Origin of the sequence: Actinocorallia herbida (assembly GCF_003751225.1) — a bacterium.
Classification (GTDB): Bacteria; Actinomycetota; Actinomycetes; order Streptosporangiales; family Streptosporangiaceae; genus Actinocorallia; species Actinocorallia herbida.
Window position 1 is genome coordinate 9,235,769 of the sequence record NZ_RJKE01000001.1, and the last position, 25,739, is coordinate 9,261,507.

Sequence of the window (25,739 nt, forward strand, 5' to 3'; positions counted from 1 at the left end):
GCTTCGCGAAACCCCCCAGCACTAGGACATGCCGTGGTCACAAAGACCCAAGACGAGGGGCTCGACCCCGAACTCCGCAAGCTCGCCATCGTCGTGCTCCTCGGCGCGGTCATGACGATCCTCGACACCACGATCGTCAACGTCGCGGTGAAGTCGTTCGCGGAAGCCTTCGAGGAGCCCCTCCCGACGATCCAATGGGTGCTCACCGGCTACACGCTCGCCCTCTCGATGAGCATCCCCATCACGGGCTGGGCCGTCGCCCGGTTCGGCGCGAAACGCATGTGGATCCTGTCACTCATCGGGTTCGTGGCCGGATCCGCGCTGTGCGGGCTGGCCTGGAACGTGACGAGCCTGATCGTCTTCCGGGTGCTCCAGGGCGCGGCGGCGGGCATGATCATGCCGATCGGCCAGACGATGCTGGCGCAGAAGGCGGGCCCGCACCGGATGGGCCGCGTCATGGCCGTCATCGCGGTGCCGGCGATGCTCGCGCCGGTGCTGGGCCCGCTGCTCGGCGGCCTCCTCCTGGACCACCTGAGCTGGCGCTGGCTGTTCTTCATCAACGTGCCGTTCTGCGCCGTCGCGCTCGCCGCCGCCTTCCGGTTCATGGAACGGGACGTCCGCTCGGCCGTCGAGTCCAAGCTCGACTGGCTCGGCCTCCTGCTGCTGTCCCCCGGTCTCGCCCTCGTCGTCTTCGGCATGGCCGAGGCGGGTGAAGGCGAGGACCTGGTGAGCCTGCGCGTCCTCGGCAGCGCGCTGCTCGGGCTCCTGCTCATCACCGCGTTCGTGCTGCACGCCGTGCGCCGCGGGGACAGGGCGCTGGTGGACGTCCGGCTCTACCGCGACCGCACCTTCAGCGTCGTCAACCTGGCGTTCCTCCTCTACGTCGCCGCGCTGTTCGGCATGATGGTGCTCTTCCCGCTGTACTACCAGGTCGTGCACGGCTTCACGCCGCTGAAGTCCGGCCTGATGACGGCCCCGATGGGCCTCGGCGCGATGATCACCATGGCCCTGTCCGGCCGCCTCGCCGACCGCCTCGGCTCACGCCGCCTCGCGCTCACCGGCCTGCCCATCGTGCTGCTCGGCATCTTCTGCTACACCCAGATCAGCTACGACACGCCCATCCCGGTGCTGCTCGGCATCCTGTTCCTCATCGGCGTCGGCCACGGCTCGATGATGCCCGCGCTCATGGGCGGCATGTACCGGACGCTGTCCCCGGCCCAGGTCCCGTCGGCGACCGCCGCCAGCAACATCGGCATGCGCGTCGGCAGCTCCCTCGGCGTCGCCGCCCTGGCCGTGCTCCTCCAGCTCGCCATCACCGACCGCTTCCCCGACTCCGACGGCACCCTCTCCGCCGTCCCGGCCGACCTCCCGGCCGCGGCGGCCGACCTCTTCACCTCCGCCTTCACCCACACGTTCTGGTGGGCCCTGGGCCTGGCCGCCCTGGCCCTCATCCCGATCCTCCTCATCCCCCGGCCCCAGCCCACGGCCGTCGCCACCACCCCGGACACCCCGGCCGATCCCGTCAAGGACGCCGAACCCGCCCACTGACCCCACCAGCGAAGGCCGGTGTCCCGTTGGACACCGGCCTTCGGCGTGGTCGAGGTCAGGAGGGTCCGACGGGGGCGTCCGGGTGCAGGGCGTAGTCGGTGAGGCGGTCGAGGAAGTTCGTGTGGAGGCGGTCCATCTCGGCGGGGAGCCAGCGGCGGGTGTCGAAGCGGAAGTCGGTGGTCAGGACGTCGGTCGTGTGATCGACGCTGAACAGGGCGACGCCCGGCATCACCGCGGCGTTCATCGCGTGGGCCTCCTGCGGGAACGACAGGCGCACGCCGTCCACGGCGTCCTCCAGGCCCGCGCCGTACCGCTGCGGGCGGTACTGGAGGAACAGTCCGCGGGTCAGCCAGCGGGAGGCGAACGCGGCGACCTCGGGGCTGTGCCCGGCGACGAGCGCGAGCGGCGTCGCCGCGTGCACGTAGCCGGTGAAGGCGTGCACCGCGACCGAGGACAGGAACGCGCGCCGCGTCCCGGCGCGCACCCGCTGACGGAAGGGCACCTCCTCGATGAACATGCCGACCGTGCGGGCGTACTCCGGGTCGTTCCTGCCGTGCACGACGCACATCGTCGTCACGTCCTCCTCGCCCGTCACGGCCGAGACGGCCTCGGCGAACGCGGCGACCGCGGCGTGGAACGGGGAGCAGCGCGCCTCCCTGCAGACCTCCGCGAGCCGCCGGGACACCTCGGGTTCGAGCGTCCCGGCCAGCACCCGCGTGCGCGGACCCGTTCCGCCGGGCCGGGGCCTGCCGAACGCGGGCGGCGCCGCACCCGCCAGGCGGTCGGCCCAGAACTCCGCGGCCCGGTGCCCCTTCCCGCCGGGCGCCCACACGGCGGGGTCGGCCGCGAGGGCCGCCCGGTGCCGGAGGTGCTCGGTGAACAGCCCCGGGACGGCCAGACGGACCGGCCGTCCCGCGGTGAGTCCGGCATAGGCGGTGACGAGGTCGCCGACGACGATCTCCATGGAGGTGTAGTCGGCGACGGCGTGCGGCAGCGCCAGGTGCACGGCCGCCCGGTCCCGCGAGGCGGTGACGGCGTCGACCCGGAAGACCGGGAGACGGGCCGGGTCGAGCGGCCGCCCGGCCCGTTCGTCCAGCGTCGCGAGGAGCCCTCCCCGGCCCGCCTCGCACACCGCGAAGCACACCGCGCCGGGCGTGTACGGGTGGACGGTCTGGCGGTCGGCGTCCAGGTCGACGGTCGTGCGCGTCGCCTCATGGGCGCGGCAGACCGCCTCCGCCGCATCCCGCAGCGCGGCGGGGTCGAGCGGCCCGGCGAAGACGAGCACCGCCTCGGTGATGATCCCGGGGTCGGCGACGCGGCGCTGGACGAGCGGGACCGGCAGCCCGTCGGGCACCGTGCTCAGACCCGCTCGAAGATGATCCGGGCGAGGCCGAGGCTGCGCCGCTCGAACTGGCGGGCCGAGGACTCCAGGTAGTGCAGGTAGTCCGAGACGACCTCGGCGCCGACGACGGACTCGGCCTCCTCCTTGCGTTCACGCAGGGTGTCGGCCCAGGTCAGGCAGGTCCGGACGTAATGGTCGGGATCATTGCGGACGGTGACGACGTCGAAGGTGTTCTCGCTCGCCTCGATGATGTCGCTCATCGGCGGCATCACCGACTCGGGGAAGATCTTCTCGATCACGAACAGCATCTCCCGCACCGTCTGCCGGTCCAGGGGCCGGGCCCGGCCCGCGATGTTGGTCTGGAGGGCGAGCCTGCCGCCGGGCTGGAGCCAGTCGCGGCAGCGGCCGAAGAACGTCCGGTAGGCCATGAGTCGTTTCTCGCGGCTCATCCCGTGCTGCGCGAAATGCTCGAACGCGCCGAGCGAGATGATCGCGTCGTAGCCTTCGGCCTCGTGGTCGGCCCAGTTCTGCACCCGCACGTCGTAGCGGTCGTCGGCCCACCGGCCGATCGACTCCGCCTGGGACGGGCTGAGCGTCAGCCCGACCACCCGCGCCACGTTCTGCCGCTCGACCAGGTGCCGCAGCATGCCGCCCCAGCCGCAGCCGATGTCGAGGACACGGGCGGCGCCGGTCGCGCGGGCACCGGTCGCCATGTAGTCGAGCTTGCGCTGCTGGGCGGCGAAGAGGGTGTCGTCGTCGCCGTCCCACAGGGCGCACGAGTAGGTGCGGCTCTCGTCGAGCCACAGCTCGAAGAAGGCGTTCCCCAGGTCGTAGTGGTGTTCGATCGCCGGTGCTGAAGCGCCCATGTAGGCGGGCTTGGACACCGATTCCGAAAGGGTCATGTCGTCTCCGTTCAGGTTGCGAGGGGCACCGTGGCGATGGCCGGGAGGGCCTCCGCCAGCAGGAGCCGGCGGGCCCGGTGACGCTGGACCTTGCCGCTCGGTGTCTTGGGAAGCGAGCCGCGCCGCAGGAACACGCAGGCGTCCAGGACGAGGCCGCAGCGCGCCGAGGCGATCCGGGCCGCCTCGCGGGCGGTGTCCGCGACCTCGGACGGGGCGGCGCCGGCCCTGCTGAGCTCGGCGACGAGCACGAGGCGGCCCGCGGGGCCTTCCGAGCCGAGGTCGAGGACGGCGGCGCAGCCCCGGTGGACCAGGTCCATCGCCTCGATCTCCCGCTCGGCCTCGCGGGTGCTGACGTTCCGGCCGCCGAAGGAGATCACCTCGTCCAGGCGCCCGACGGGGAAGACCTCGCCGTCGTGCAGGAAGCCGAGGTCTCCGGTGCGGAAGCCCGCCGAGGTGAAACGGGCCGCCGTGAGCTCGGGATCGCCCTGGTAGCCGAGCGCGAGGCTCGGCGACTTCACGACGAGTTCGCCCACCCCCGAAGGAACGGTGGAGGAGATCCCGACGTCCTTGCACGGCGGTCCGCAGCCGACGAGCCAGGTCGCCTCCGGCGCGTCGGGGCTGACGTGCGACACCCGGCCGTGCGCCAGTTCGAAGCCGTCCACCGAGGTGAACCGGGGCGTCGTCCGCGGGGTGGACGCCGACACCGCGAGCGTCGCCTCGGCCATGCCGTAAGCGGGCATGAACGACTCCAGGGGGAGCCCGTCGAAGGCCGCCGAGGCCGCGAGCAGCGCCGCCCGCTCCACCCGCTCGGCGCCGATGATCGCGGTCCGCACCTCGAGGCGGTGATTCAGCGGCCTGCCGTGCTGCGCCCGCGCCGCGAGGAACAGGGCGGTGTTGGTGCCCGCGGTCATCGTGCCGCCGAACTCCGCGAGGTCGGCGAACCAGGAGCGCCCGCCGAACATGAAGCGCTCGGGCGTCGACATGACCAGCGGCATGTCGAAGAACCAGGGGAACAGCGTGCAGCCGAACATCCCCATGTCGTGGGAGAGCGGCAGCCACGACACCACGCGCTCCCGGGCCGGGTCGGCGTCGCTCATGTCGCGGATCAGCTCGAGCTGCGCCGCGATCGCGCGGGGAGTGAGGACGCAGCCTTTGGGCGTGCCCGTGCTGCCGGAGGAGTACTGGATGAACGCGGGCTCGTCCTCGCCGGGCGGGCACGCCTCGATCGCGGGACCTTCCCCGATCGACTCCCACTCCCGGCAGGCGATCCCGCCGAGCGCCCCCTCGGGCAGCGCCTGGAGCAGCGCGCCGTCGGTGAGCAGCAGCCGGGCCCCGGCCGAACGGCAGATCGCCGCGATCTGCGCGAGGTACTCGTCGACGCCCATGCCCCGGGCCGGGACGGGCAGCGACGCGACCGCGCCGCCCGCCAGCCAGATGGCGAGGACACCGCGCACCGCCGCCGGGGTGTTGGTCATGATCGCCGCGACGGTCGTGCCCGGCCTGACGCCGAGGCCGCGCAGTCCCGCGGCCGTGCGGCGGGCGTCGGCGCCGACCTCCGCCCAGGTGGCGGCGGCGAACCCGTGCCCGGTCCAGCAGTGGACAGTGCTTCGCCGGGCGCCCAGCAGCGCCGTCCAGAGCGAATCCATGGGGCTCCCTATTCGATGTCTGCCGCGTCCGCGGCGGGCCTGCGGCCCCGGCGGGGCATCTCCGCGAGCGGTACCGGCGGCTCGTTGCGCGCGTGCCTGCCGCCGCCGATCCTCGCCAGCCCGGCCGCGCGCTGGTCCTGGCGGTCCTTGTCGATCTCGATGACGTCCCACACCAGGCCGAGCGCCGCCAGGCCCTTGATGAGCCAGGCGCTCGGGTCGATCTCGTACCAGCGCATCCCGTGCCCTGCGGCGCGCGGGAAGGCGTGGTGGTTGTTGTGCCAGGAGTCGCCGAACGACGGCACGGCGAGCCAGCCGATGTTGCGCGACTCGTCGGGCGTGCTGAAGCGGCGGCGGCCGTGGAAGTGGCCGAGCGAGTTGACGGCGTAGGTGAAGTGGCTCAGCAGGAACAGCCGGACGAGGCCGCCCCACACGAACCCGGTGAGCGCCGCCATCGGCTCGCCCCCGCTCACCGCGAAGCCGATGAGGGCGGGGGCCGCGAGGCCCGCGACGACGATGCCGACGAAGTGCTCGCTGATCCAGCGCAGGTGCCGGTCGCGGACGAGGTCGGGGCAGTACCGGACGGGGTCGGAGGTCAGCTCCTCGTCGAACAGCCAGCCCAGATGGGCGTGCCACAGGCCCTTCAGGATCGCGCGGCGGCTGCCCTCGCCGCCCGCGTAGGGGCTGTGCGGGTCGCCGTCCCGGTCGGCGACGCGGTGATGGCGGCGGTGGTGGGCGGCCCAGATGATCGCCGGACCCTGTCCCGCGATCGTCCCGGCCACCGCGAGCACGTCCTGGACGGCCCGGCCGCTCTTGAACGACCGGTGCGACAGCATCCGGTGGAACCCGGTGCTGATCCCGATGCCGCCGATCGCGTACATCACCACGAGGCTGACGACGTCGCTCACGCCGAACGCCCGGTTCCACAGCAGCACCATCGCGACGGCGACGCCGAGCAACGGCACGAGGCTCACGGCAAGGATGAACAGGCGGTGCTGCCTTCCGTCCACGGGTTCCTCCTCAGGTCAGGCGGGCGATACGGACGGGGCGGGAGCGGGGCGCAGCGCGTAGAGAGCGGCCCCGGCGACCGCGGTCGCGAAGGCGGCCGCGCCGCAGAACAGGTAGACGTTCAGGTAGTCGCCGTGCGCGGCGGAGGTCCCGGCCGGGAGGATCACCGCGATGGCCGCGACGCCGAGCGCGCCGCCGATCTGCCGTGCCGCGGTGTTCAGGCCGACGGCGCCGGCGAACCGCTCGGGCGCCACCGCGAGCGCGGCCGAGCTCGCCACCCCCGTCGCCAGTGCGCCCATGCCGATGCCGACGAACAGGCCGCTCGGCAGCCAGAACGCCAGGAACTCCGGTTCGGGGGTGAGCGCCAGCCGGATCCAGACGACGGTCGCCACCATGATCAGCGCACCGCCGATGATCGCGGGCCGGGGCCCGTACCGGCTGATGAACCGCCCCGACAGCAGCGCCGTCACCGACGCGGTCACCGCGCCGGGGCTCTGCGCGAGGCCGGCCTCCAGGCCGGTGTAGCCCCAGACGTCGGTGAGGTAGAGGATCCCGACGAACAGCCACGGGAAGAGCGCCGTCCCGTAGAGGAACGTCGCGAGGTTCGTCCAGGCGTACCAGGGGTTGCGCCACAGGCCCGTCTCGATGGCCGGGACGGGGTGCCGGGACGAGCGCCACAGGGCGAGACCGGTCGAGGCGACGCCGACGGCGAGGACCGCGGCCGTGCGCGCGGAGCCCCAGCCCCACTCCTGGCCGAGGGTCAGGCCGAGGACGAGGCCGCCGACGCCGACGCCGAGCAGGGCCGTTCCCGTGAAGTCCGGCCAGCGACCCTTGCCGCGCGCGTCCGCGGGCGAGGCGGCCAGGACGCCGAGGATCAGCAGCAGGCCGAGCGGGAGGTTGATGAGGAACAGCGCGTGCCAGTCCCACGCCTCGACCAGGAGCCCGCCGCCACTGGGCCCGACGGCCGCCGCGATCGCGCTCGAGGCGCCCCACAGGCCGATGGCCCCGGCCCGTCGCTCCGGCGGGGTGTTGCGCAGCAGGATCGCCAGCGAGGCCGGCAGCATCGCCGCCGCGCCCGCGCCCTGGACGGCCCGGCCCGCGAACAGCACGGCGAGCTCGGGGGCGAGCGCGCACCCGACGGACGCCGCGGTGAAGACCGCGGTCCCGGCGACGAAGACGGTACGGGCGCCGAGGAGGTCGGCGAGGCGGCCGGCCGGGGCGAGCAGCGCCGCGAGGCACACCGCGTAGAGGGTGATGACCCAGGTGAGGTCGGCGGTCTCGGCGGCGGGGTGGTCGACGGCGAGGTCGGGGATCGCGAGGTTGACGACGGTCGCGTCGAACATCGCGAGGAACGCCGCGCCCGCGGCCGTCAGGGGGATCAGGGCCGAACGCCTCATGGGGCACCCGCCTCGGTGAGCGCGGCGTCCAGCGCGGCGAGCGCCAGGGACGCCTCGGCGTCGGTGGTGGCCAGGGGCGGCAGCAGCCGCAGGGTGTGCGGGGCGCTCAGGCAGCGCGACACGAGCAGGCCGTGCTGCGGGAGCGCGGCGAGCACCGTGTCGGCGACGTCCGGGCGCAGGTCGAGGCCCCACAGCAGGCCCATGCCCCGCACCTCGGTGACGACGCCGGGATGGGCCGAGGCCACCGCGGTGAGGGCGGCGCCGAGTTCCGCGCCGAGGCGGGCACCGCGGTCGGCGAGCTCGTCGGCGACCGTGAGGGCGGCCAGGCCCGCCGCGCACGCCAGGGGGTTCCCGCCGAACGTCGAGGAGTGCCAGGCCGCCTCGTCGATGAGCGGGTCGTACAGCTCGGCCGTGGCGACCAGTGCCGACAGCGGCATCACCCCGCCGCCCAGGGCCTTGCCGAAGAGCACGGCGTCGGGCTGCCAGCCGCGGTCCACCGCGACCGCGAAGGGGCCGCACCGGTAGAGGCCCGTCTGGATCTCGTCGCTGATCACGAACGCGGAGGCCGCGCGGGCGTCGGCCGCCCAGCGGGCGACGGTCTCGGGGTCCAGCGGCCGGACGCCGCCCTCCCCCTGGACCGGTTCAACGATCAGCGCGGCGACGTCGCCCTGGGCGACCTCGCGTGCGACGGCCTCCGGGTCGCCGGGGTCGATATGGGTGACGTGGCAGAGCAGCGGTTCGAGGCCCTCCCGGTAGACGGGCGCGTGCGTGAGGGCGAGGGCGCCGAGCGTCTTCCCGTGGAAGGCGCCGTGCACGGCGAGCACCCGGAGCCGTCCGGTGGCCCGGCGGGCGAGCTTCACCGCGGCCTCGACGGCGTCCGCGCCGTCGCTGCCCAGCCACACCCGGTCCAGGCCGGGTCCGCAGCGGCGCTGGAGCTCCGCGGCGAAGGCGACGACCGGAGGGCTGGCGAGCGCGCGGGTCGCCGCGGGCATCGCGCGGAGCTGCGCGGCGACCGCCTCGACGATCCGGGGTTCCCCGTGGCCGAGGAACGCCACGCCGTAGGAGCCGAAGTCGACGACCTCGCGGCCGTCCGACAGCCGGACGGTAGCCCCCCTGGCGGTCTCCTCGTGGGCGCCCTGCCCGGCCGCCTGGTAGGCGAGGGCGAGAGCGGGCGGCAGATGGCGGCGCATCGTGCGGAAGACGGAGCCGCGCGGCGTGACCATGCTCACGGGTACCAGAGCTCCCCTGCGTCGAGGGCCGCGCGGTAGCGTCGCGCCACCGCCGCCCGGTCGATCTTCAACGTCGTGGTCATCAGCCCGTTCTCCCTCGTGAAGTCGTCCCGCGTGAACAGGACCCGCAGGATCCGCCCCGCCTCCGGGACGTCCCGGTTGACCTCGGCGACGGCGGCCCGGACCCGGGCGACCGCGGAGTCCCCGGCGTGCGGCCGCAGCGCGACCACCGCCCCGACGTAGGCGAGGTCGCCGCCTCCGACGAGGACCGCCTGGGCGACGTCGGCGTCCGCGAGGATCCGCTGCTCCAGCGGTGCCGGAGCGATCTTGTGTCCGGCGCGGGTGATGATGAGGTCCTTCTTGCGGCCGGTGAGATACAGGAACCCGTCGTCGTCGAGGCGGCCGAGATCGCCTGTGGCGACCGTCCCGTCCTCCAGGTAGGCGGCGCGCTGGACCTCGGGCGGCTCGCCCAGGTAGCCGGGTGACTGCGGGCGCGGCCAGCGGACCAGGACCTCGCCGTCGTCGGCGATCGAGACCGAACCGGGGAACACCGGGCGGCCGACCGAGCCGATCCGGTTGGCGTCCGGGCGGTTCCAGGCGATGAAGCCGGACTCGGTGAGGCCGTAGAGCTGGAAGAGCGGCAGCTCGGCGAGCCCGAACAGCTCGGCCGTGGAGCGGCGCAGCGGTGCCGATCCGCTCAGCATCAGCCGCATCCGGCCGCCGTAGGCCTCGTGCGCCTTGGCGAACAGCCTGCGCCGCACCGCGCGGCGCAGCGGGGCCGGCAGCGCGCCCGCCGCCCGCGCGGCCCCCCGGAGCGTGCTCCGGACGGGCGCGGGGAGCGCCGCGAACCTGCTCTCCACCAGCTCGTAGAAGGCGGGCGGGCCGCCCATGATGGTGGGCCGTGCCTGCTTCAGCACCGCGAACATCAGCGGCGACGGCTCCACCACGACCGCGTCGAAGCCGTACCAGAACGCGCAGTAGTACATGATCCGCTGCTGGAACGTCGACAGCGGCAGGCAGACCAGGATGCTGTCGTCCGGCCGGAACGCGTGGTGGCGGCCGAACTCGGCGAGGCAGTCCTCGGTCGCGCGCCGGTCGATCTGAATCGCCTTGACCGTCCCGGTCGTGCCCGAGGAGAAGACGATGGAGAACACGCCGGGATCCAGCGGGTCCGCCGCGTCGCGCGGCTCGGCCTTCTCCGTCCCGCCCATCGGGACCATCCAGGACGGACGGGCGGCGTCGCCGTACCGGGCCTCGTCGGCGATGAGCAGTTCCAGGCCGAACCGCTCGGCGAGCGCCGCGGGGTCGTGCCCGGCGAGCTCCGCGACCGGCAGGGTGACGGTCACGCAGCCGAGGTCCAGCAGCGCGAGTTCGTGGACGAGCCACTGATAGGAGTTCGCGCCCCACAGGCCGACCCGCGTCCCCGCCTTGACGCCGACCGCCGACAGGCCGTCCCGGACGCCGACGACGTCGCGGTGGACCTCCGGGTAGGGACGGCGGACGAGGGTCGTGCCCTCCAGATGGTGCACCGCGGCGTCGGGCAGTTCGGCGAGGCGGGCGACGAGGCCGGCGAGCCCCGGTCCGTCAGTCGGCGGCATGGGTCAGTTCCTCCAGCACGGTGACGAGGTCGTCGACGGTGAGCACGGAGGCCGCGCGTTCGGCGAGGGCCGCGAGGTCCACGCCCAGCTCGTCGTGCAGCCGCACCGCGAGGCCGACCGTCGCGAGGGAGTCGAGGCCGAGGTCCTCGCGCAGGAGCGCGCCGCCCGTCAGCGCGGCCGCTGGAAGCCCCGGGCGGATCTGACCGATCAGCGACGTCACGCTGCGCCGTACGTCACGTCTGCGAAAGAGCCTCACGGGGCGGCCTCCCCGCGCAGGAGCCGGCCGAAGGCGGCGAAGGCGGTGTGCGCGGCCTCCGCGCAGGCGGGCGACACCAGCGGCAGCTCGAACGATCCGTGGATGAGGCCGGCGAACCGCAGGCACTCCACGGGCACGCCCGCGGCCCGCAGGGCCGCCGCGTAGGCCTCCCCCTCGTCTCGCAGCGGATCGAACTCCGCGGTGACGACGATGGCCGGAGGCAGCGCGCGTAGGTCCCCCCTGATCGGGGACGCCCAGGGAGAGGTCCCCGGATCGGCCCCCAGGTAGCACTCCCGGAACCAGGCCATGGCGTCCAGGGTGAGCAGCAGTCCTTCGCCGAACTCGAAGCGCGAGGGGTAGCCGTCCGAGAAGGTGAGGTCGATCGCCGGGTAGACCAGGAGCTGGCCGCCGAGGACGGGCCCTCCCCGGTCCCGGCAGTCCTGGGCGAGCGCGGCGGCGAGGTTGCCGCCCGCGCTGTCGCCCGCGACCGCCAGTGTCCCGCCCGCGCCGCCGAGCGTCCCGATCTCCGCAGCGGCCCAGCGGACCGCCGCGCGGGCGTCCAGGAACGCCGCGGGGAAGGGGTGCTCGGGCGCGCGCCGGTAGCCGACCGACAGGACGACGGCCCGCGCCTGCGCGCACAGCCTCCGGCAGTGGCCCTCGTGGGTGTCGAGGTCGCCGAGGACGAAGCCGCCCCCGTGCAGGAACACCACGGTCGGGAACGGTCCCCGCCCCTCCGGCCGGTACACGCGGCAGGCGAGGGCGCCGGACGGTCCGGGGACCGTCACCTCCTCGACCCCGCCGACCGGCACGAGCGCCGAAGGCGGCCGCCCCGCGACGGTGAGAGCCCGGAAGGCCGCCCTGGCCCGGAGGGGGTCGAAGTCGGCGCCGCCCAGCGGCGCGTCGCCGATGAGCCGGAGCACGGCGCGCAGTCCCGGGTCGAGCCCGGCGGGCAGCACGGCGCTCACGCGGAGTCCGTGAGCCGCACCCAGACCCGGGGGCGCAGGTCGTCGGGGCCGGAGAAGGCGAACACCAGGGCGCCGTCGTCCCCGCGGGAGGTCGCCACGGTGGTCGGCTCCCCGGCCTTGAAGTCCGCCCGGTACCAGCCCTGCCAGACGGGACGGGCGGGCAGCGCGAGCCCCGCGTCCGCCAGCGCGTTCTCGGCGCGTTCCACGTACCGCGGGAACGACACGTGCTGGTTGGTGAAGTCGCACTCGCGCGGCGTCCAGCGGAACAGCCCCTCGGCGAGCCCTTCCCCGGCGGTCGGCATCGGCGCCGGCGGGGGCAGCTCCTCCAGCGGGCAGTCCAGGCCCTCGGGCGGGGCCGCGGCGACCTTCGGCACGCCGTCGCCGAAGTCGATCCACGTGGTGTGCGAGACCAGGTCGGCGACGACGAGCCCGTCCCGGTCCCGGCGCACCCGCAGCTCGTCGATGAACCCGTACTCGGGGGCGCGGTGACCGCGCGCGCGGCGGCCGTGGGTGATCTCGTGCTCGACGGTCACCTTCTCGCTCGGCCGGCACCCCCCCTCCAGGATCCGGACCGTGCTGGTCCGCGCCATGAGGGAGTGCCGCCGGCTCGTCCAGAACCTCTCCCGGGTCATGCCGGACACCGGCAGCCACCATTGCGGCCCGGTGCTCTCCATGAACCGGAACAGCTCGTCCTGCTTGAGCATCCCCTGCGCGTTGATCCCGAAGAAGACGAGGGCGTCCCTGGCGACCAGGAGCGGCGGGGTCACCGGGCCTCCTCGCCGAGCGCGACGGCGCCGTCGATCTCGGCGCGCCGCCGGGCCAGCTCCAGCAGTTCGATCTCGCGGGCGATCCGCTCGTCGGCCTCGATCATCGTGTTCTGGTCCTCTCTGGCGAACCGCAGCAGCCCAAGGCTGCCGAGCCCCTCCTGCATCCGTGGCCCGAAAAGGTGGATGGAGCGCAGCGCCGGCACGACCCGGGAGAACAGGCGGTAGCGGAACACGCGCAGCGCGGCCGACCTCTTGGTGATCTCGATGCACTCCTGCGCGCCGTAGTCCAGCGAGTGCCAGAGCTCGTTGCCCACATACCGCTCGTTCAGGACGTAGCAGGCCTCCAGTGCGAACTCCTCGCGCTCGCGCCGCTCGGCCTCGGTCAGATCGCGGTAGTGCTCGCGCAGCGCGATCTGGCCGAACGCGACGTGCCGGGCCTCGTCCTCCAGCACATAGGCGTTGAACGCCTTGGCCAGCGGATCGGTCATCAGATCGCGCTGGATGCTGAAGGACGCCAGTGCCAGGCCCTCCAGCAGCACCTGCATGCCCAGGTAGGTGAAGTCCCACCGCGGATCGCGCACGATCGTGTCCAGCAGGCCCTGCAACGACGAGGTGATCGGGTACCGGACGCCGATCTTCTCGCGCAGGTAGCGGTCGTAGGCCTCCACGTGCCGCGCCTCGTCCATCACCTGGGTCGAGGCGTAGAACTTGGCGTCGATGCCGGGCACCATCCGCACGACCTGGGCGGCGCACACCAGGGCGCCCTGCTCGCCGTGCAGGAACTGGGAGTACATCCATCCCGCGGTGTGCCGTCTGACCACCTGCCGCTCGGTCTCCGGCAGCCGGTCCCACAGCTCGGAGTCGGCGATCCAGATCAGCTCGTCGGGCATCCCCAGGGGGTCGCCCGGGTCCACCTCCCGGCTCCAGTCCAGCCGCGTGTCGGCGTCCCACTGGCGCTGCTTGCCCTTGGCGTAGAGGTTGATCAGCCGGTCGGACCGTTGGTCGTAGTCCCAGGTGAACAGCGCATCGCCGCCCACCGGGACGGCCCATGTGCCGGCGAGCTCGGCGAGGCCGGCCGGCGTCGGGGCGTTGCTGGCGTCCATCGGCTCGGTCAGACCTGCCCGTCCGCGGACACGCCGTGGTACTCGGCGATCGCCTCGTTGGCCGCCGCGACGACGTCCTTGATCGACACGATGCCGAGCGCCTTGGCCAGGTCGAATTCGAACTCGTACTTGTCCTCCAGCGCGAAAATGATGTCGGCGACCTGGAGACTGGACAGGCCGAGCTCGTCGAGGTCGCTTTCACCGGTGATCTCATAATCGGCCGGAAGTTTATTGCGCAACTTCTTTCGGACCATGTCCAGGACTTCTTCGAGAACGATCAAGGCGGCCCCTCCAGATCATCGGCGTGATCACGTCCCGGACGATTGTGCGGCGGTGGCAAGGGGCTGACAAGGCCCCTCCGGCCTCAATGAACCGGCTGTGAACCCGGTGTGGATCCGGACAGGACCGGGTGCGGACCTCGCTCATCGAGCATGGATTCCCATGGAGTTGCTGCGATTTCCAGTCGACGATGGATCACTCAGCGTCCGCGACATGACCGAGTCCGACATCGACGGTTTCGTTTCCTACTGGCATGACGGGACCGCCGATCTGGAATTTCTCGGAATTGATCCGGAAAGGCTTGGCACACGCGCCGAGACCCGGGACAGGTTCGTCCGGATGTGCCGGCGGGACGGGCCCCGCGCGGACGTCCTCGGATACACGTTCTGCCTCGACGACACGGTCATCGGGTTCACCAACGTCAACATCCTCGGCAGGCCGCGCGGATACATGCACGTCCACCTCACCGACCCGGCCGCGCGCGGTCGCGGCTTCCTGTCGGAGATCCTCCGGCGGTCGCTGCCGGTGCTGGCCGACCACGTGCTGGCGCGGTACCCGATCGACGGCCTCGTCCTGGAGACCCGCACCCGTAACGGCGCGATCAACGCGGTCCTGCGCAAGGCGGGGCTCCGGCCCGCGCGGACCGGCCACCTCGCCGACCCCGACGGGCTCGCCGGGCCCGGGGAGTTCGCCGTCTTCGAGGTCGACGCCGCCCTGATCCGGGAGCTGGTCGGCCGCCCGGCCGCGCCGCCGACCAAGGCGGTCGACGACGAGGTGGAGTACCGGCTGCGCCTCATCCGCGACGACGCCCGCCACGACGACGTCGCCGTGGCCGCGGGCCTGGTCGCCGCGGGCTTCGCCGCCCTCGCGCCCGGCGTCTCCCTCCTGGACCCCGCCGCCGCCGAGGACCTTCTCGACCGCGCAGGGGAGCACCGGTCGACCGTCTACGACCTGTGGTACCGGATGAAGATCCCGTTCGGCGACGCCGACCCCGACTCCTGGTACACCATGGCCCTCGCGCTCGGCCGCACCGGCGGCGACGTCGCGTCCGCGGTCCACCTGCACGCGCGCGTCCTGGAGCGCGTCGCCTCCGGCGAGCCGCCCGCCGCGGTCCTCGGCGAGGAGTTCGGGCTGACGGGCCCGCTGCGCACGGGCGGCTGGGACTCCCTCGCCGACGCCGTCGCCGCCCGCGAGCCCTTCTGGACCACCGAGTCCAGGCCCTGGCTCGACCGGCTGCACGACCGGGCACTCCGGGCCTGGACCGGCCTGCGCGAGGAGGACCTTCCCCTGCTCGTGCTGGAACTCCAGCAGCGCATCGAGGGCCTCGAGCAGATCCGGTTCCACCTGGGCGGCGAGCTGCTCGACAACCGCGCCGTCGGCGCCGTCCTCGCCCGCTGCGCCCGGACCGACCCACGGACCTGGGACGCCGACGCCCTCGCCGTCGCCACGCTGGTGTGGATCTGGCGGGACTCGGGGTTCTGCCTCCAGGAGCTCAACCAGTCGGTCATCTCGCTGCCGCAGGTCCTCGGCTTCCTGACCCGCCGCATCCGCGCCTACGCCGAACTCCTCGGCGAGGACCCCGGCGCCGTGCCCGGCACCCCGGGCGGCGTCGCCCGCCGCCTCGCCGACCTGCGCGGGTCCGTCGAGCGCGACAACCTGCGCTGCCTCCAGTTCGACGGCGGAAACTGGGAGCGGCGCGAGTTCCTCGTGCCCCGCGCCGCCTGCGCCGAGGTGCTCTCCCTGCCCGCCGACCTGCGCGGCCACCTCCAGGACGAGTTCGGCGGCGCCGTGCCCGGCGACGGCCCGCAGGCCTGGGCGGCACTCCTCGACCTCGCCGCCGAGGGCGGCCGGACCCCCACCGACATCGTGCGATCGCTCGGCGCGTGGGCGGTCGCCGACGACGCGCTCCCGGTCGACTACGCGATCTTCACCGTCCCGATGGGGGTGAAGCTGGACCGGCCCTGGGAGTTCGATTACGAGGACGTGTTCTGCTACACCGCGTTCAGCGAGGCGTTCGACCGCGCGGCCGAGGGCGTCCCCTTCGACCACGTCGGCATCGCCAACGCCATCGGGCAGCGGCTGCGCTACAACGTCGTCAAGAAGGCGCAGAACTACGCGCTCGTCCGGCGGTTCAAGGCCCAGTCGTTCAACCTGCCGGACATCGCCGTCGCCGAGGACGCCAACCACGGCGGCCACCGGGCCGCGGGCATCCGGATGAGCTGCCGCATCCCCACCCACATCAAGTACGAGGGCCTGGTCTGGAAGGGCATCGCCGACGTCCGCCTCAACCGCACCTTCTACCGCCAGCACCTGGAGTTCCGGCCCTCCGACATCCCCGCCGCCTCCCGCCTCGCCACGTGGCTCGGCTGGATCGCCGACGCCGCCTACGCCCGCGGCCTGCTGTTCGACCCCGTCTACGGCAAGAAGCTCATCCGCGTGGAGGAGACCCTGTGAACACGCCCGCACGACTCGCGGACGGCCGGCTCGTGGTGCGGCACGGCGCCCGCGACTACGTGATCCCGGAGACCTGCCCGCACAAGGGCGCGCCACTCGCCGACGCCTACCTGGCCGGGCCGTTCCTGCGCTGCCCCTGGCACGGCGCCACCTTCGACGTCAGGACGGGGCAGCGGCTGCGCGGCCCGGTCTGCCCGAACCTCGCCCCCTCCGAAGGAGACCTCTGATGGCCTTCGTGATCACCCTTCCGTGCGTCGGCGTCAAGGACGGCGCCTGCGCCGAGGTCTGCCCCGCCGACTGCATCGAGACGACCGACGCCGCCGACCAGTACTTCATCGACCCCGAGCGCTGCATCGATTGCGATGTGTGCGTCACGGTCTGCCCCGTCGACGCCATCTACCGGGAGACCGAGGTCCCCGAGGAATGGGAGTCCTTCACCGCTCGGAACGCCGCGTTCTTCACCCCCGAGGAGTCCCAGTGAGCACACCCCTGTACCGCCAGGAACTGTCCATCCTCGGCTGGGCCGAGAGCGAGATCGGACCGGACGAGAGCCGACTGCGGATCCCGCACGGCCCGCAGCCCCTCACGATGGAGGGCGCCGTCGGCGCCACCGGCCGTCCGCTCATCGGCAACGGCGACATCGGCGCGGACGTCATCAGGCTCGCCGCCGGAGCCGGGTTCGCCCCGCACACCCACCCCGGCCACCACGTCCTCACCGTCATCGCGGGCATCGGGACGATCACCTACGGCGGACGCGTCCACGAGACCCGGGCCGGGCAGGTCTACCTCATCGAGGGCTCGGTGCCGCACGCCGTCGGCGCCATCACCGACCACCTCATCCTCGCCGTCGGCGCCCCGCACAAGCCCGTCGACTCCACCGAGCGCATGGAGCTCGTCCCCTATATCGAGGTCCTCGAACCCGACAGGGACATGGACTGCCTCATCTGCGGGGCGTCCGCCGGGCTGCCCGACCGGCTGCACGACGCGGGTTGCGCGCACTGCCCGTGCGCCGCGTGCGTGGGGATGGCATGACCGGCGACCTGATCGACCCGCGGACCGGCCTGGTCCGCGGCAGGCTCACCGACTCCGGCGGCGACGCCGCGGCCGTCGTCGCCCGGGCCAGGGCCGCGGCGCCCGCTTGGGCGGCGTTCACCCCGCGCGACCGGGCACGGCGGCTGCTTGCGCTGGCCGACCGGCTCGACGAGCGGGCCTCCGCCTACGCCGCGGCCGAGGTGGCCGGGACCGGCAAGCCCGCGGCCGACGCGCGCGAGGAGGTCGAGCAGGCCGCCGACCTGTTCCGCTTCTACGCGGGCGCCGTCCGGGCCGAACTCGGGCCCGGCGGCGGGCAGCTCATCGACGGGCACGAGAGCTGGGTCCGCTTCGAACCGCTCGGCGTCGTCGCCGCGATCGTCCCGTGGAACTACCCGCTCATGATGGCGGCCTGGCGGTGCGCGCCCGCCCTGGCCGCGGGCAACACCGTCGTCCTCAAGCCCGCCGAGACCACCCCCGACACCGCCCTGCTCCTCGCCGAGGACGCCGCGATCCTGCTGGGGCCCGGTGTGCTCCAGACCCTCACCGGGGGGCGGGAGTGCGGCACCCGCCTCGTCGAGGCCGAGGTGGACGCCGTCGCGTTCACCGGCAGCGGCGCCGGAGGGCTCGACGTGGCGCGGCGGGCCGGGACCCGCCGGATCAGCCTCGAACTCGGCGGGAACTGCCCGGTCCTCGTCCTGCCCGACGCGCCGGAGCGCACCTGGGCGGACCTCGCCGACGCCGCCACCTACAACGCGGGGCAGAGCTGCGCCGCGCCCGCCCGCGTCATCGCGGTCGGCTCCGCCTACGCCACGGCGGTCGCCAAGCTCGGCGCGGCCCTGGCCGGACGGACCGCGGGCCGCGACTTCGGACCGCTCAACAACGCCGCCCAGGCCGAGCGCTACGACCGGCTCGTCGACGGGGCCAAGGCCGAGGTCCGCACGGCCGGGGCGGTCGAGGCCGACGGCGGCTACTTCCGGCCCGCGTGCCTGCTCGCCGGGCTGCCCGACGACGACCCCGCCGTCACCGAGGAGGTCTTCGGGCCCGTCCTCACCGTCCAGCCCGCCCGCGACCTCGACGAGGCGCTCCGGCTGGCCGGATCGGTGCCGCAGGCGCTCGCGGCCAGCGTGTGGACGGCCGCCCTGGACACCGCGCTGCACGCCGCGCGGCGCCTGGACGCGGGCGAGACCTGGGTCAACTGCCATCTCGTGCAGACCGCGGAGCTCCCGCACGGCGGGCGCGGCGCGTCCGGGACCGGGACCGACCTGAGCGTGCTGGCGCTCGCCGAGTACCGCAGGCCCAAGACCGTCACCGTGAACCTGCGCTGAGCGCCGCGTCGCCGCACAGGATCCTGCCGTGCAGGGACTGGAGGTCGCAGCCGGGCTCCAGCCCGATCGTGTCGACGAGCAGCTGCCGGAACTCGCGGTAGGCCGAGAGCGCCTCGGCCTGCCGGCCGTCCCGGTACAGCGCGACCATGAGGCTCTGCCACAGCCGCTCGCGCAGCGGCTCAAGGCCGAGCGCGACCCGGAGGTGGTCGATCGCCTCGCGGTGGCGGCCCAAGCGCACGCACAGGTCGGCGATGTCCTGGATCGCCGCGAGGCGCTTCTCGCGCAGGCGCGTCGCGGCGTCCCGCAGCGGTCCGCCCTCGAAGACCAGGTCCTGGAGCGCCTCGCCGCGCCACATCCCGAGCGCGTCCTCGAGCAGGACGGCGCGCTCCGCGTCGCAGCCCACCCGCGCCGACGCCCGCAGCATCGCCTCGAACCGCAGGATGTCCACCAGCTCGGGGCGCACCGACAACCGGTAGCCGCGCGGCACGGTCTCGATCTCGCACTCGGCGGCGGCCACCGCGCGGCGCACCGCCGACACGTACGTCTTCAGGTTCCCCTTGGCGAACTGAGGGGGGACGACGGGCCACATGCCGTCCACGAGCTGGTCCACCGAGACCGCCTGGTTGGCCCGCAGCAGCAGCATGCCCACGAGCTGGCGGTGCTTGGCGCGGGTCAGTTCGACGGACCGGCCGACCTGGTCGAGCACCTCGAGATTACCTAGCAGAAGGAAGCGCATCATGCTCTCCGTCGGGTGCCGTCGAGGTGGTCCCCCGGCCGGGTCAGGGCAGGTCGATCTCCGGGTACAGGGGATTCTTCGCCAGCATCTCGGCGGCGCGCCCGCTGATGTGCTCGGCGAGGCCGTCCTTCAGGCGGTAGAGCGCCTGGGACGGGCGGCCGTCCTTGCCCGGCGCGGGCTCCGTGCCGTGCAGGACCTGGTCGATGAGCTCGGCGATCTCGTCCATCTCGGCGGTGCCGAAGCCGCGGGTGGTGAGGGCGGGTGTGCCGATCCGCACGCCGCTGGTGTACCAGGCGCCGTTGGGGTCGCGCGGGATCGCGTTGCGGTTGGTGACGATCCCCGCGTCGAGCAGGGCCGACTCGGCCTGGCGTCCGGTGAGGCCGTACCGGGAGACGTCGATGATCACCAGGTGGTTGTCGGTCCCTCCGGTGACGAGCGTCGCCGACCGGCGCAGCAGGCCCTCGGCCAGGGCCCGGGAGTTGTCCACGACGCGCGCGGCGTAGTCGCGGAACTCCGGCCGCCGGGCCTCGCCCAGCGCGATGGCCTTGGCGGCCATCACGTGCGGCAGCGGGCCGCCGAGCACCAGCGGGCAGCCCCGGTCGACGCTGTCGGCGAACTCGTCGTCGCACAGGACCATGCCGCCGCGCGGGCCGCGCAGGGACTTGTGCGTCGTCGTGGTGACGATCTGGGCATGCGGGACCGGGTCGAAGTCCCCGGTCAGCACCCGTCCCGCGACGAGTCCGGCGAAGTGCGCCATGTCCACCATCAGGGTCGCGCCGACCTCGTCGGCGATCTCCCGCATGATCCGGAAGTTCACCAGCCTCGGGTAGGCGGAGTACCCGGCGACCAGGATGAGCGGCCGGAACTCGCGGGCCGCCTCCCGGACCGCCGCGTAGTCCAGCAGGCCCGTCGCCGGGTCGGTACCGTAGCTGCGCTGGTCGAACATCTTGCCCGAGATGTTCGGGCGGAATCCGTGGGTGAGGTGGCCGCCGGCGTCCAGGGACATGCCGAGCATCCGCTGGTCGCCGAGGTCGGCGCGCAGCCGGGCCCAGTCGGCGTCCCCGAGGTCGTTGACGCCGCGGACGCCCGCCTTGGCCAGTGCCGGGGACTCCACCTTCTGGGCGAGGACCGCCCAGTACGCGACGAGGTTGGCGTCGATGCCCGAGTGCGGCTGAACGTAGGCGTGCCGGGCGCCGAACAGGTCGCGAGCGTACTCGGCGGCGAGTGCCTCGACGGTGTCCACGTTGCGGCAGCCCGCATAGAAGCGCCGCCCCGCCGTTCCTTCGGCGTATTTGTCGCTGAGCCAGTTTCCCATCGCCAGCAGAACCGCCGGGGAGGCGTAGTTCTCACTCGCGATCAACTTCAGCGACTCGCGCTGGTCGGTCAGTTCCGACGAGATCGCGTCCGCGATTCGCGGGTCGCTCCGCCTGATCACCTCGAGCGCGCTCTGAAATGCCGCCGAAACCGTACCGTCCTGTGCCCGAATCTCGGTCATCGATACCCTTCGCCACCGAAACGGAAGTCAGGGGCGCGCCTGGCGACGTCCCCAGAGGCTGGTTGACATGGAATGATACCGTCCCGCGCGGGCTGCCCCCAGTCGCGCGGATGAAATCATAAATCGGGCGCCATAACCCGGTCAAGCACTCACAGTCACCATTAGTAATGGTGAGGTGGTGGGCAGTCGTTAATATGACCGTAACCAGCATTAATTGCAGGGACACACCGTGGTGTGATCTGCGTCATACTCGATTCCGCGCTTTATCATCATCGTGACGAATTGTGCGGCGGCCCATCGGTGATGTGCTGGTTCACGGTAAAGATCCCATCGGTCCCCCAGATCTTTCGCGATGTTGGCCTGTTGTGCGCCGAACCGTCCACCCGCTCCGCGCGTCTGACGGGTATGAGCGATGTGGCCGAGATGAACTGGTATGAGACCGAGCAGGTGGAACGGCCTCGCAGGAAGCGGCGCTGGATCGCGGCGGGGCTGTTCGCGTTCCTCGTGGTCGTGGGGGTCGTCGTCGTGTTCGCGGGACTCGCGGGCGCGGGCGAGGTGCCCGGCTGCGGCGGCGGCTGATCAGGGCTTGAGCAGGTAGGGCAGGTGCGCGGTGAGGAAGCGCCGGGGGAACTCCTCGCGCAGCCGCCACAGCCCCGCGTCGATCACGAAGTGCGCCATCGTCACGCCGAGGAACGCACCGTAGAGGGCGCGTTCCCAGGCGTGCGGCGAGCCGTGCAGGTGCGAGGCGAGGTTCAGCAGGAACCCGCCGGCCAAGGCGATCGCGAACATCGTCGCGACGCCGAGCGGGCCGCCGCCCGGCCGCGGCGTGACGGCCACCATCCCCACGATCAGCAGGTACTGCAACCCGTGCGCGAGGATCAGGCCGGCGACGGCCGCGTACGGCGCGTCGAGCAGGAAGACCGGCGTGAAGAACAGCAGCGAGCCCAGGTACATCGCCACGAACGCGGGCGGCCGGCTGCCACGCCGGTACAGGCCGTGGAGGCCGAGGCCGATCCCGGCGAGGAAGGCCGCGCACGCGATGGGGAACACCCACGCGAGACGCGCGTCGTGCAGGCCGAGCAGATCCGGCCTGGCCAGCAGCGCGCCCGTCCCTGCGACTCCGGTGCCGACCACCGCGGCGCGCTCCGCACGCGACAGGGATCCCGCCCGCAGCGCGCTCGCCGCCAGCGCCGCCATCCCCAGGTTCTGTTTCTGGAAGTGGAAGAACTGCCAGGCGAAGAAGGCGTACAGCGCCCACCGGAAGGCCGACTCCGGCAGCGCGGCGGCGACCGCGGCCGTCCCGGCGACCAGCGCCAACGGAACCGTCGCGTACCGGCCGAGCCGCGCACGCGCATGGGAGCGGATCTCCGGCAACGTATAGAACCACCCGGTCGCCGCGACATGCATGGAACTGCCCAAGAACAGCAGCCCCACCAGCACCCGCCCGGGATCGGTCCCGGCAGCCGGCGCCAGCAGGATCACGACGCCAAAAGCGCCCAACGACAACAACAACGTGCCGTACAGCCACGTCCCACGCAGCCGCCGCAACCGCGGCCCAGGGGTGTCCATAACCCCTCAGACGCCCCCGGCCCGATCCCGGTTCACCCGGAGAGCCATCGGTCGCGACCTCGGACACCGGTGCGCAACCCGGCGCGACCGCCCGTGCCCCACTGGCTATAGTCGGCGTCGTCTTGGCGGACTTCGAGGGGGCTTGATGCGCGATCAAACAGTCGGGGAGTATCTGCACGATCTCGCCGAACGGGTACCTGCGCCGGGCGGCGGCGCCGTCGCGGCCCTGCACGCGGCGCAGGCGGCCGCGCTGCTCGCCATGGTCGCCAGGTACAGCGACGGCCCCGACCACGCCGAGCACGCCGAGACGATCGAAGCCGTCGTCACCGAGGCCGACGAGGCCCGCGCCACCGCCCTGCGGCTGGCCGAAGAGGACGCCGCCGCCTTCACCGCCGTCACGGACGCCTACAGGCTCCCGAAGGATTCCGACGAGGAGAAGGCGCGGCGCTCCGCCGCGATCGCCGCCGCGCTGATCGGCGCCGCAGCGCCGCCCGCCGCGCTGATCGCGCTCGGTGACCGGCTGGCCGGCCTCGCCGAGACCCTGCTGCCCATCGGGAACCGCAACGTGATCACCGACGTGGCGGCGGCCGCCGACGCCGTCCGTGCGGCGGTGACCACGGCCCGCCTCAACGTCGTCATCAACTTGACCGGCATCAAGGACGAGCGGGAGCGGGCGCGTCTCACCGAGAGGGCCGGGCTGACCGATGACCTCGCCGACCGCGCCGAACGGGTGTCGGCGGCCGTCCTCCAGGAGATCGGCGAGTGAGCGCCACCGTCCTGTCCGGCAAGGAACTCGCGGCGGCCGTCAGAGCGGACGTCGCCGAGCGGACCGCCCGCCTCGTCGCCGAGGGCCGGCCGCCCCGGCTGGTGGTGGTCACCGCCACCGACGACGACGCCAGCGCGTGGTACGTCCGGTCCATCGTCCGGGCCTCCGCGAACGTGGGCCTCGTCGGCGACGTCGTCGACCTGGGCGCGGACGCCGCACCCGAGGCCATCTCGGCGCGGCTGGCCGAGCTGGGCGCCGACCCCGGCGTCCACGCGATCATGCTGCAGACGCCGCTGCCGGGCTCGACGGCGCTGGAGGAGATGGCGTCGTCCATCCCGTTCGAGAAGGACGTGGACGGGGCCAACCCGCTGTCGCTCGGGCGCCTGGCCTCCGGCCTGCCGGCCTTCGCGCCCGCCACGGCCGAGGCCGTCGTGGCCCTGCTCGACCATCACCGGGTCGGTCTCGAAGGCGCGGAGGTGGCCGTCGTGGGCCGGTCCAACGTGGTCGGCAAGCCGCTGGCGCACCTGCTGCTCGACCGGAACGCGACGGTGACGGTCTGCCACTCGCGTTCCAAGGACCTCGCCTCCGTCACCGCACGCGCCGATGTCGTCGTCGCCGCAGTCGGACGGGCGGGCCTGATCACGACCGAGCACGTCCGTCCGGGCGCCATCGTGATCGACGTCGGCACCAACCCGACCGCGGACGGCGGACTGGTCGGCGACGTCGACGCCTCCGTCGCCGCACGCGCCCGCGCCGTCACGCCGGTTCCGGGTGGCGTCGGCCCGGTCACCACCGCGCTCCTGCTCCGTCATGCGATCGAAGCCGCCGAACACTCCTGACCGCCGTGCTCGACCCCCGGCCACCCGCCCCGGGATACCAGGACCCGGCGACCTGCGGGGCCGGGCGGCCGAGCTCCGCGACGCGGCCCGTGATGTCGACGCGGAGGTTCGCAGACGCGTCGAGCATCCGGCCCACCCGGCCGTTCCGCGGCGTTGACGTGGGGAGACGCGGGTCTTCGAGGTCTCGGGGCGCGGTGTCAGGGTTTGCGGCCTACGCCGCCGAATTCGTCGATTTCGGGGGCTTCGTCGGTGTCGTCGGCGGGGGGATGCCAGAGAGGGCAGGAGACGACGCCGGGGGGAAGGATCTCCAGTCCGTCGAAGAAGCCTTCGAGCTGCTGGGGGGTGCGCAGGACGTAGGGGGGCTCGGCGGAGCGGTTCCAGATGTCGATGGCTTCGGCGGAGGCCGGGTCCACGACGTTGGTGGCGTCGTAGAGGACGAGATGGCTGCCGCTGGGCAGGGCGTCGGTCAGGCGCCGGATGAGGGAACGCGCCTCGTCGTAGTCGGTGATGTGGCCGAGGACGCCCATCAGGAGGAGCGCGATCGGCTCGGTGAAGTCCAGGGTGTCGGCGGCCTTGGCGAGGATCTCCTCCGGCTCGCGCAGGTCGGCGTGCAGGTAGGCGGTCCTCCCCTCCGGCGAGCCGACCAGCAGGGCGCGGGCCTGGGTGAGGACGAGCGGGTCGTTGTCCACGTACACCACGCGCGCCGAAGGGTTCGCCCGCTGCGCGACCTCGTGAGTGTTGTCGGCGGTCGGCAGCCCGGTGCCGATGTCGAGGAACTGCGTCACGCCGAGGTCGGCCGCCAGGTGGTGGACGGCGCGCTGAAGGAACTGCCGGGTGGCGCGCGCGAACAGCGCCATGTTCGGGATGACCTTCAGGATCTCGTCGCCCACCTGCCGGTCCACGGCGAAGTGGTCCTTGCCGCCCAGCCAGTAGTTCCAGATCCGAGCCGTCTGAGGAATGTCTGGATTGACGTCCGCTGCCTTGCTCGTCATGGTTGAACACCTCACGAGGGGATCGCCAGAGTCGTTGAAGAACATCCAACTACCGGTGATCGGCAGAGAACAACGGATCCACTGAACCGAAGATGGCCGATACCGACCAGCGGCCCCAGCGGCCCCAGCGGCCCCAGCGGCCCCAGCGGGCACGGGCCGGGAAACAAACGAAGGCCCCGTCAGCGGTTTCCCGCGAGGGGCCTTCGTCACGTGCCCGGCGAGGCGCTGGCGGAGGATACGAGATTCGAACTCGTGAGGGCTTGCACCCAACACGCTTTCCAATTCTGCACACGGCTGTCCGCGGGTAACCGCCACCATCCCTGAGCTGGCCTTATGTCCAAGCTCGGGTACCCGCGAACACTTAGAACACGGGCAACTGAGACCAGAACCGAGACCGCCATGTTGCGTAGGGCTGGACCGTCCCGCCTCTGACCACCTCATGAAGGTGAGTCGATCCCCGAGCGACGGGAGGGTCCCAGGCCCTGTGGCCGGTC

25 protein-coding genes are annotated in these 25,739 nt (G+C 72.8%); 9 read left to right on the top strand and 16 right to left on the bottom strand.

Annotation, left to right across the window (positions count from 1 at the left end):
* Positions 1-33: 33 nt before the first annotated feature.
* Positions 34-1,548 (top strand): MDR family MFS transporter, encoded by a 1,515-nt coding sequence (locus EDD29_RS42115; RefSeq protein ID WP_123669718.1) that lies wholly within the window; start codon positions 34-36, stop codon positions 1,546-1,548.
* A 55-nt stretch (positions 1,549-1,603) separates the two neighbouring features.
* Here EDD29_RS42115 and EDD29_RS42120 read toward each other — a convergent pair whose 3' ends face one another.
* Genes EDD29_RS42120 through EDD29_RS42170 form a run of 12 tightly spaced genes read right to left on the bottom strand, consistent with a single transcriptional unit; the run spans position 1,604 to position 14,039 of the window.
* Positions 1,604-2,902 carry a condensation domain-containing protein gene (locus EDD29_RS42120; RefSeq protein WP_170201783.1) on the bottom strand — a complete coding sequence of 433 codons (1,299 nt, stop codon included), beginning with the start codon at positions 2,900-2,902 and terminating at the stop codon, positions 1,604-1,606.
* A 5-nt stretch (positions 2,903-2,907) separates the two neighbouring features.
* On the bottom strand, positions 2,908-3,792 hold the full coding sequence (locus EDD29_RS42125; RefSeq protein ID WP_123669720.1) for an SAM-dependent methyltransferase: 885 nt from the start codon (positions 3,790-3,792) through the stop codon (positions 2,908-2,910).
* A gap of 11 nt (positions 3,793-3,803) precedes the next feature.
* Positions 3,804-5,438: an AMP-binding protein gene (locus EDD29_RS42130; protein WP_123669721.1), complete on the bottom strand. Its 1,635-nt coding sequence runs from the start codon at positions 5,436-5,438 to the stop codon at positions 3,804-3,806.
* 8 nt (positions 5,439-5,446) lie between these two features.
* Positions 5,447-6,445: an acyl-CoA desaturase gene (locus EDD29_RS42135; protein WP_123669722.1), complete on the bottom strand. Its 999-nt coding sequence runs from the start codon at positions 6,443-6,445 to the stop codon at positions 5,447-5,449.
* A 15-nt stretch (positions 6,446-6,460) separates the two neighbouring features.
* Positions 6,461-7,840 carry an MFS transporter gene (locus EDD29_RS42140; RefSeq protein WP_123669723.1) on the bottom strand — a complete coding sequence of 460 codons (1,380 nt, stop codon included), beginning with the start codon at positions 7,838-7,840 and terminating at the stop codon, positions 6,461-6,463.
* Complete coding sequence (locus EDD29_RS42145; protein WP_123669724.1) at positions 7,837-9,063, bottom strand: aspartate aminotransferase family protein; 1,227 nt, start codon at positions 9,061-9,063, stop codon at positions 7,837-7,839. The genes EDD29_RS42140 and EDD29_RS42145 overlap by 4 nt, the downstream gene beginning before the upstream one ends.
* Positions 9,064-9,065: 2 nt before the next feature.
* Entirely contained in the window at positions 9,066-10,667 is a 1,602-nt protein-coding gene (locus tag EDD29_RS42150) for an AMP-binding protein (protein ID WP_123669725.1), read from the bottom strand.
* Positions 10,654-10,923, bottom strand: coding sequence for an acyl carrier protein (locus tag EDD29_RS42155; protein WP_148086281.1), 270 nt, complete (start codon positions 10,921-10,923; stop codon positions 10,654-10,656). Before EDD29_RS42155 ends, EDD29_RS42150 begins: the two co-directional genes overlap by 14 nt.
* On the bottom strand, positions 10,920-11,888 hold the full coding sequence (locus EDD29_RS42160; protein ID WP_170201784.1) for an alpha/beta hydrolase: 969 nt from the start codon (positions 11,886-11,888) through the stop codon (positions 10,920-10,922). The genes EDD29_RS42155 and EDD29_RS42160 overlap by 4 nt, the downstream gene beginning before the upstream one ends.
* Entirely contained in the window at positions 11,885-12,655 is a 771-nt protein-coding gene (locus tag EDD29_RS46070) for a hypothetical protein (RefSeq protein ID WP_170201785.1), read from the bottom strand. Before EDD29_RS46070 ends, EDD29_RS42160 begins: the two co-directional genes overlap by 4 nt.
* Entirely contained in the window at positions 12,652-13,758 is a 1,107-nt protein-coding gene (locus EDD29_RS42165) for a ferritin-like domain-containing protein (protein ID WP_123669728.1), read from the bottom strand. The genes EDD29_RS46070 and EDD29_RS42165 overlap by 4 nt, the downstream gene beginning before the upstream one ends.
* An 8-nt stretch (positions 13,759-13,766) precedes the next feature.
* Complete coding sequence (locus EDD29_RS42170; RefSeq protein ID WP_123669729.1) at positions 13,767-14,039, bottom strand: acyl carrier protein; 273 nt, start codon at positions 14,037-14,039, stop codon at positions 13,767-13,769.
* 160 nt (positions 14,040-14,199) lie between these two features.
* Between EDD29_RS42170 and EDD29_RS42175 the strand changes: the two genes are divergently transcribed.
* From EDD29_RS42175 to EDD29_RS42190, 5 genes are read left to right on the top strand one after another with little or no spacing between them, the layout of a single operon-like run.
* Positions 14,200-16,491 carry a GNAT family N-acetyltransferase gene (locus EDD29_RS42175; RefSeq protein WP_123669730.1) on the top strand — a complete coding sequence of 764 codons (2,292 nt, stop codon included), beginning with the start codon at positions 14,200-14,202 and terminating at the stop codon, positions 16,489-16,491.
* Positions 16,488-16,718 (top strand): Rieske 2Fe-2S domain-containing protein, encoded by a 231-nt coding sequence (locus EDD29_RS46075; protein WP_170201787.1) that lies wholly within the window; start codon positions 16,488-16,490, stop codon positions 16,716-16,718. The genes EDD29_RS42175 and EDD29_RS46075 overlap by 4 nt, the downstream gene beginning before the upstream one ends.
* The gene (locus EDD29_RS42180; RefSeq protein ID WP_123669731.1) at positions 16,718-16,972 is read left to right on the top strand and encodes a ferredoxin family protein; all 255 of its coding nucleotides are present in this window, start codon (positions 16,718-16,720) and stop codon (positions 16,970-16,972) included. The genes EDD29_RS46075 and EDD29_RS42180 overlap by 1 nt, the downstream gene beginning before the upstream one ends.
* Positions 16,969-17,523, top strand: coding sequence for a cupin domain-containing protein (locus EDD29_RS42185; RefSeq protein ID WP_211360168.1), 555 nt, complete (start codon positions 16,969-16,971; stop codon positions 17,521-17,523). Before EDD29_RS42180 ends, EDD29_RS42185 begins: the two co-directional genes overlap by 4 nt.
* Positions 17,520-18,848, top strand: coding sequence for an aldehyde dehydrogenase family protein (locus EDD29_RS42190; RefSeq protein ID WP_123669732.1), 1,329 nt, complete (start codon positions 17,520-17,522; stop codon positions 18,846-18,848). The genes EDD29_RS42185 and EDD29_RS42190 overlap by 4 nt, the downstream gene beginning before the upstream one ends.
* Here EDD29_RS42190 and EDD29_RS42195 read toward each other — a convergent pair.
* Positions 18,829-19,584: an AfsR/SARP family transcriptional regulator gene (locus EDD29_RS42195; protein WP_170201788.1), complete on the bottom strand. Its 756-nt coding sequence runs from the start codon at positions 19,582-19,584 to the stop codon at positions 18,829-18,831. The two genes, EDD29_RS42190 and EDD29_RS42195, sit on opposite strands and share 20 nt — an antisense overlap.
* Before the next feature lie 43 nt (positions 19,585-19,627).
* Positions 19,628-21,079, bottom strand: a complete 1,452-nt coding sequence (locus tag EDD29_RS42200) for a glycine hydroxymethyltransferase (protein ID WP_123669734.1) — start codon at positions 21,077-21,079, stop codon at positions 19,628-19,630.
* A gap of 423 nt (positions 21,080-21,502) precedes the next feature.
* Here EDD29_RS42200 and EDD29_RS46080 point away from each other — a divergent pair, with 423 nt between their 5' ends.
* Positions 21,503-21,658, top strand: a complete 156-nt coding sequence (locus tag EDD29_RS46080) for a hypothetical protein (RefSeq protein WP_170201789.1) — start codon at positions 21,503-21,505, stop codon at positions 21,656-21,658.
* On the opposite strand, the gene EDD29_RS42205 is transcribed toward EDD29_RS46080, so the two are convergent.
* Complete coding sequence (locus EDD29_RS42205) at positions 21,659-22,561, bottom strand: hypothetical protein (protein WP_123669735.1); 903 nt, start codon at positions 22,559-22,561, stop codon at positions 21,659-21,661. It abuts the gene before it with no gap.
* A 232-nt stretch (positions 22,562-22,793) separates the two neighbouring features.
* Here EDD29_RS42205 and EDD29_RS42210 point away from each other — a divergent pair, with 232 nt between their 5' ends.
* Together EDD29_RS42210 and EDD29_RS42215 are read left to right on the top strand one after the other, a co-directional pair.
* On the top strand, positions 22,794-23,414 hold the full coding sequence (locus tag EDD29_RS42210; RefSeq protein WP_123669736.1) for a cyclodeaminase/cyclohydrolase family protein: 621 nt from the start codon (positions 22,794-22,796) through the stop codon (positions 23,412-23,414).
* On the top strand, positions 23,411-24,253 hold the full coding sequence (locus tag EDD29_RS42215) for a bifunctional 5,10-methylenetetrahydrofolate dehydrogenase/5,10-methenyltetrahydrofolate cyclohydrolase (protein WP_123669737.1): 843 nt from the start codon (positions 23,411-23,413) through the stop codon (positions 24,251-24,253). Before EDD29_RS42210 ends, EDD29_RS42215 begins: the two co-directional genes overlap by 4 nt.
* A 197-nt stretch (positions 24,254-24,450) precedes the next feature.
* On the opposite strand, the gene EDD29_RS42220 is transcribed toward EDD29_RS42215, so the two are convergent.
* Positions 24,451-25,245 (bottom strand): SAM-dependent methyltransferase, encoded by a 795-nt coding sequence (locus EDD29_RS42220; protein WP_123669738.1) that lies wholly within the window; start codon positions 25,243-25,245, stop codon positions 24,451-24,453.
* Between the last annotated feature and the right edge of the window lie 494 nt (positions 25,246-25,739).

Coding starts and splice junctions, on each gene's coding strand:
- EDD29_RS42125 (WP_123669720.1), bottom strand. CDS start 3,792: ATGACCCTTTCGGAATCGGTGTCCAAGCCCGCCTACATGGGCGCTTCA.
- EDD29_RS42130 (WP_123669721.1), bottom strand. CDS start 5,438: ATGGATTCGCTCTGGACGGCGCTGCTGGGCGCCCGGCGAAGCACTGTC.
- EDD29_RS42140 (WP_123669723.1), bottom strand. CDS start 7,840: ATGAGGCGTTCGGCCCTGATCCCCCTGACGGCCGCGGGCGCGGCGTTC.
- EDD29_RS42145 (WP_123669724.1), bottom strand. CDS start 9,063: ATGGTCACGCCGCGCGGCTCCGTCTTCCGCACGATGCGCCGCCATCTG.
- EDD29_RS42150 (WP_123669725.1), bottom strand. CDS start 10,667: ATGCCGCCGACTGACGGACCGGGGCTCGCCGGCCTCGTCGCCCGCCTC.
- EDD29_RS42165 (WP_123669728.1), bottom strand. CDS start 13,758: ATGGACGCCAGCAACGCCCCGACGCCGGCCGGCCTCGCCGAGCTCGCC.
- EDD29_RS42175 (WP_123669730.1), top strand. CDS start 14,200: ATGGAGTTGCTGCGATTTCCAGTCGACGATGGATCACTCAGCGTCCGC.
- EDD29_RS42180 (WP_123669731.1), top strand. CDS start 16,718: ATGGCCTTCGTGATCACCCTTCCGTGCGTCGGCGTCAAGGACGGCGCC.
- EDD29_RS42190 (WP_123669732.1), top strand. CDS start 17,520: ATGACCGGCGACCTGATCGACCCGCGGACCGGCCTGGTCCGCGGCAGG.
- EDD29_RS42195 (WP_170201788.1), bottom strand. CDS start 19,584: ATGCGCTTCCTTCTGCTAGGTAATCTCGAGGTGCTCGACCAGGTCGGC.
- EDD29_RS42200 (WP_123669734.1), bottom strand. CDS start 21,079: ATGACCGAGATTCGGGCACAGGACGGTACGGTTTCGGCGGCATTTCAG.
- EDD29_RS46080 (WP_170201789.1), top strand. CDS start 21,503: ATGAACTGGTATGAGACCGAGCAGGTGGAACGGCCTCGCAGGAAGCGG.
- EDD29_RS42210 (WP_123669736.1), top strand. CDS start 22,794: ATGCGCGATCAAACAGTCGGGGAGTATCTGCACGATCTCGCCGAACGG.
- EDD29_RS42220 (WP_123669738.1), bottom strand. CDS start 25,245: ATGACGAGCAAGGCAGCGGACGTCAATCCAGACATTCCTCAGACGGCT.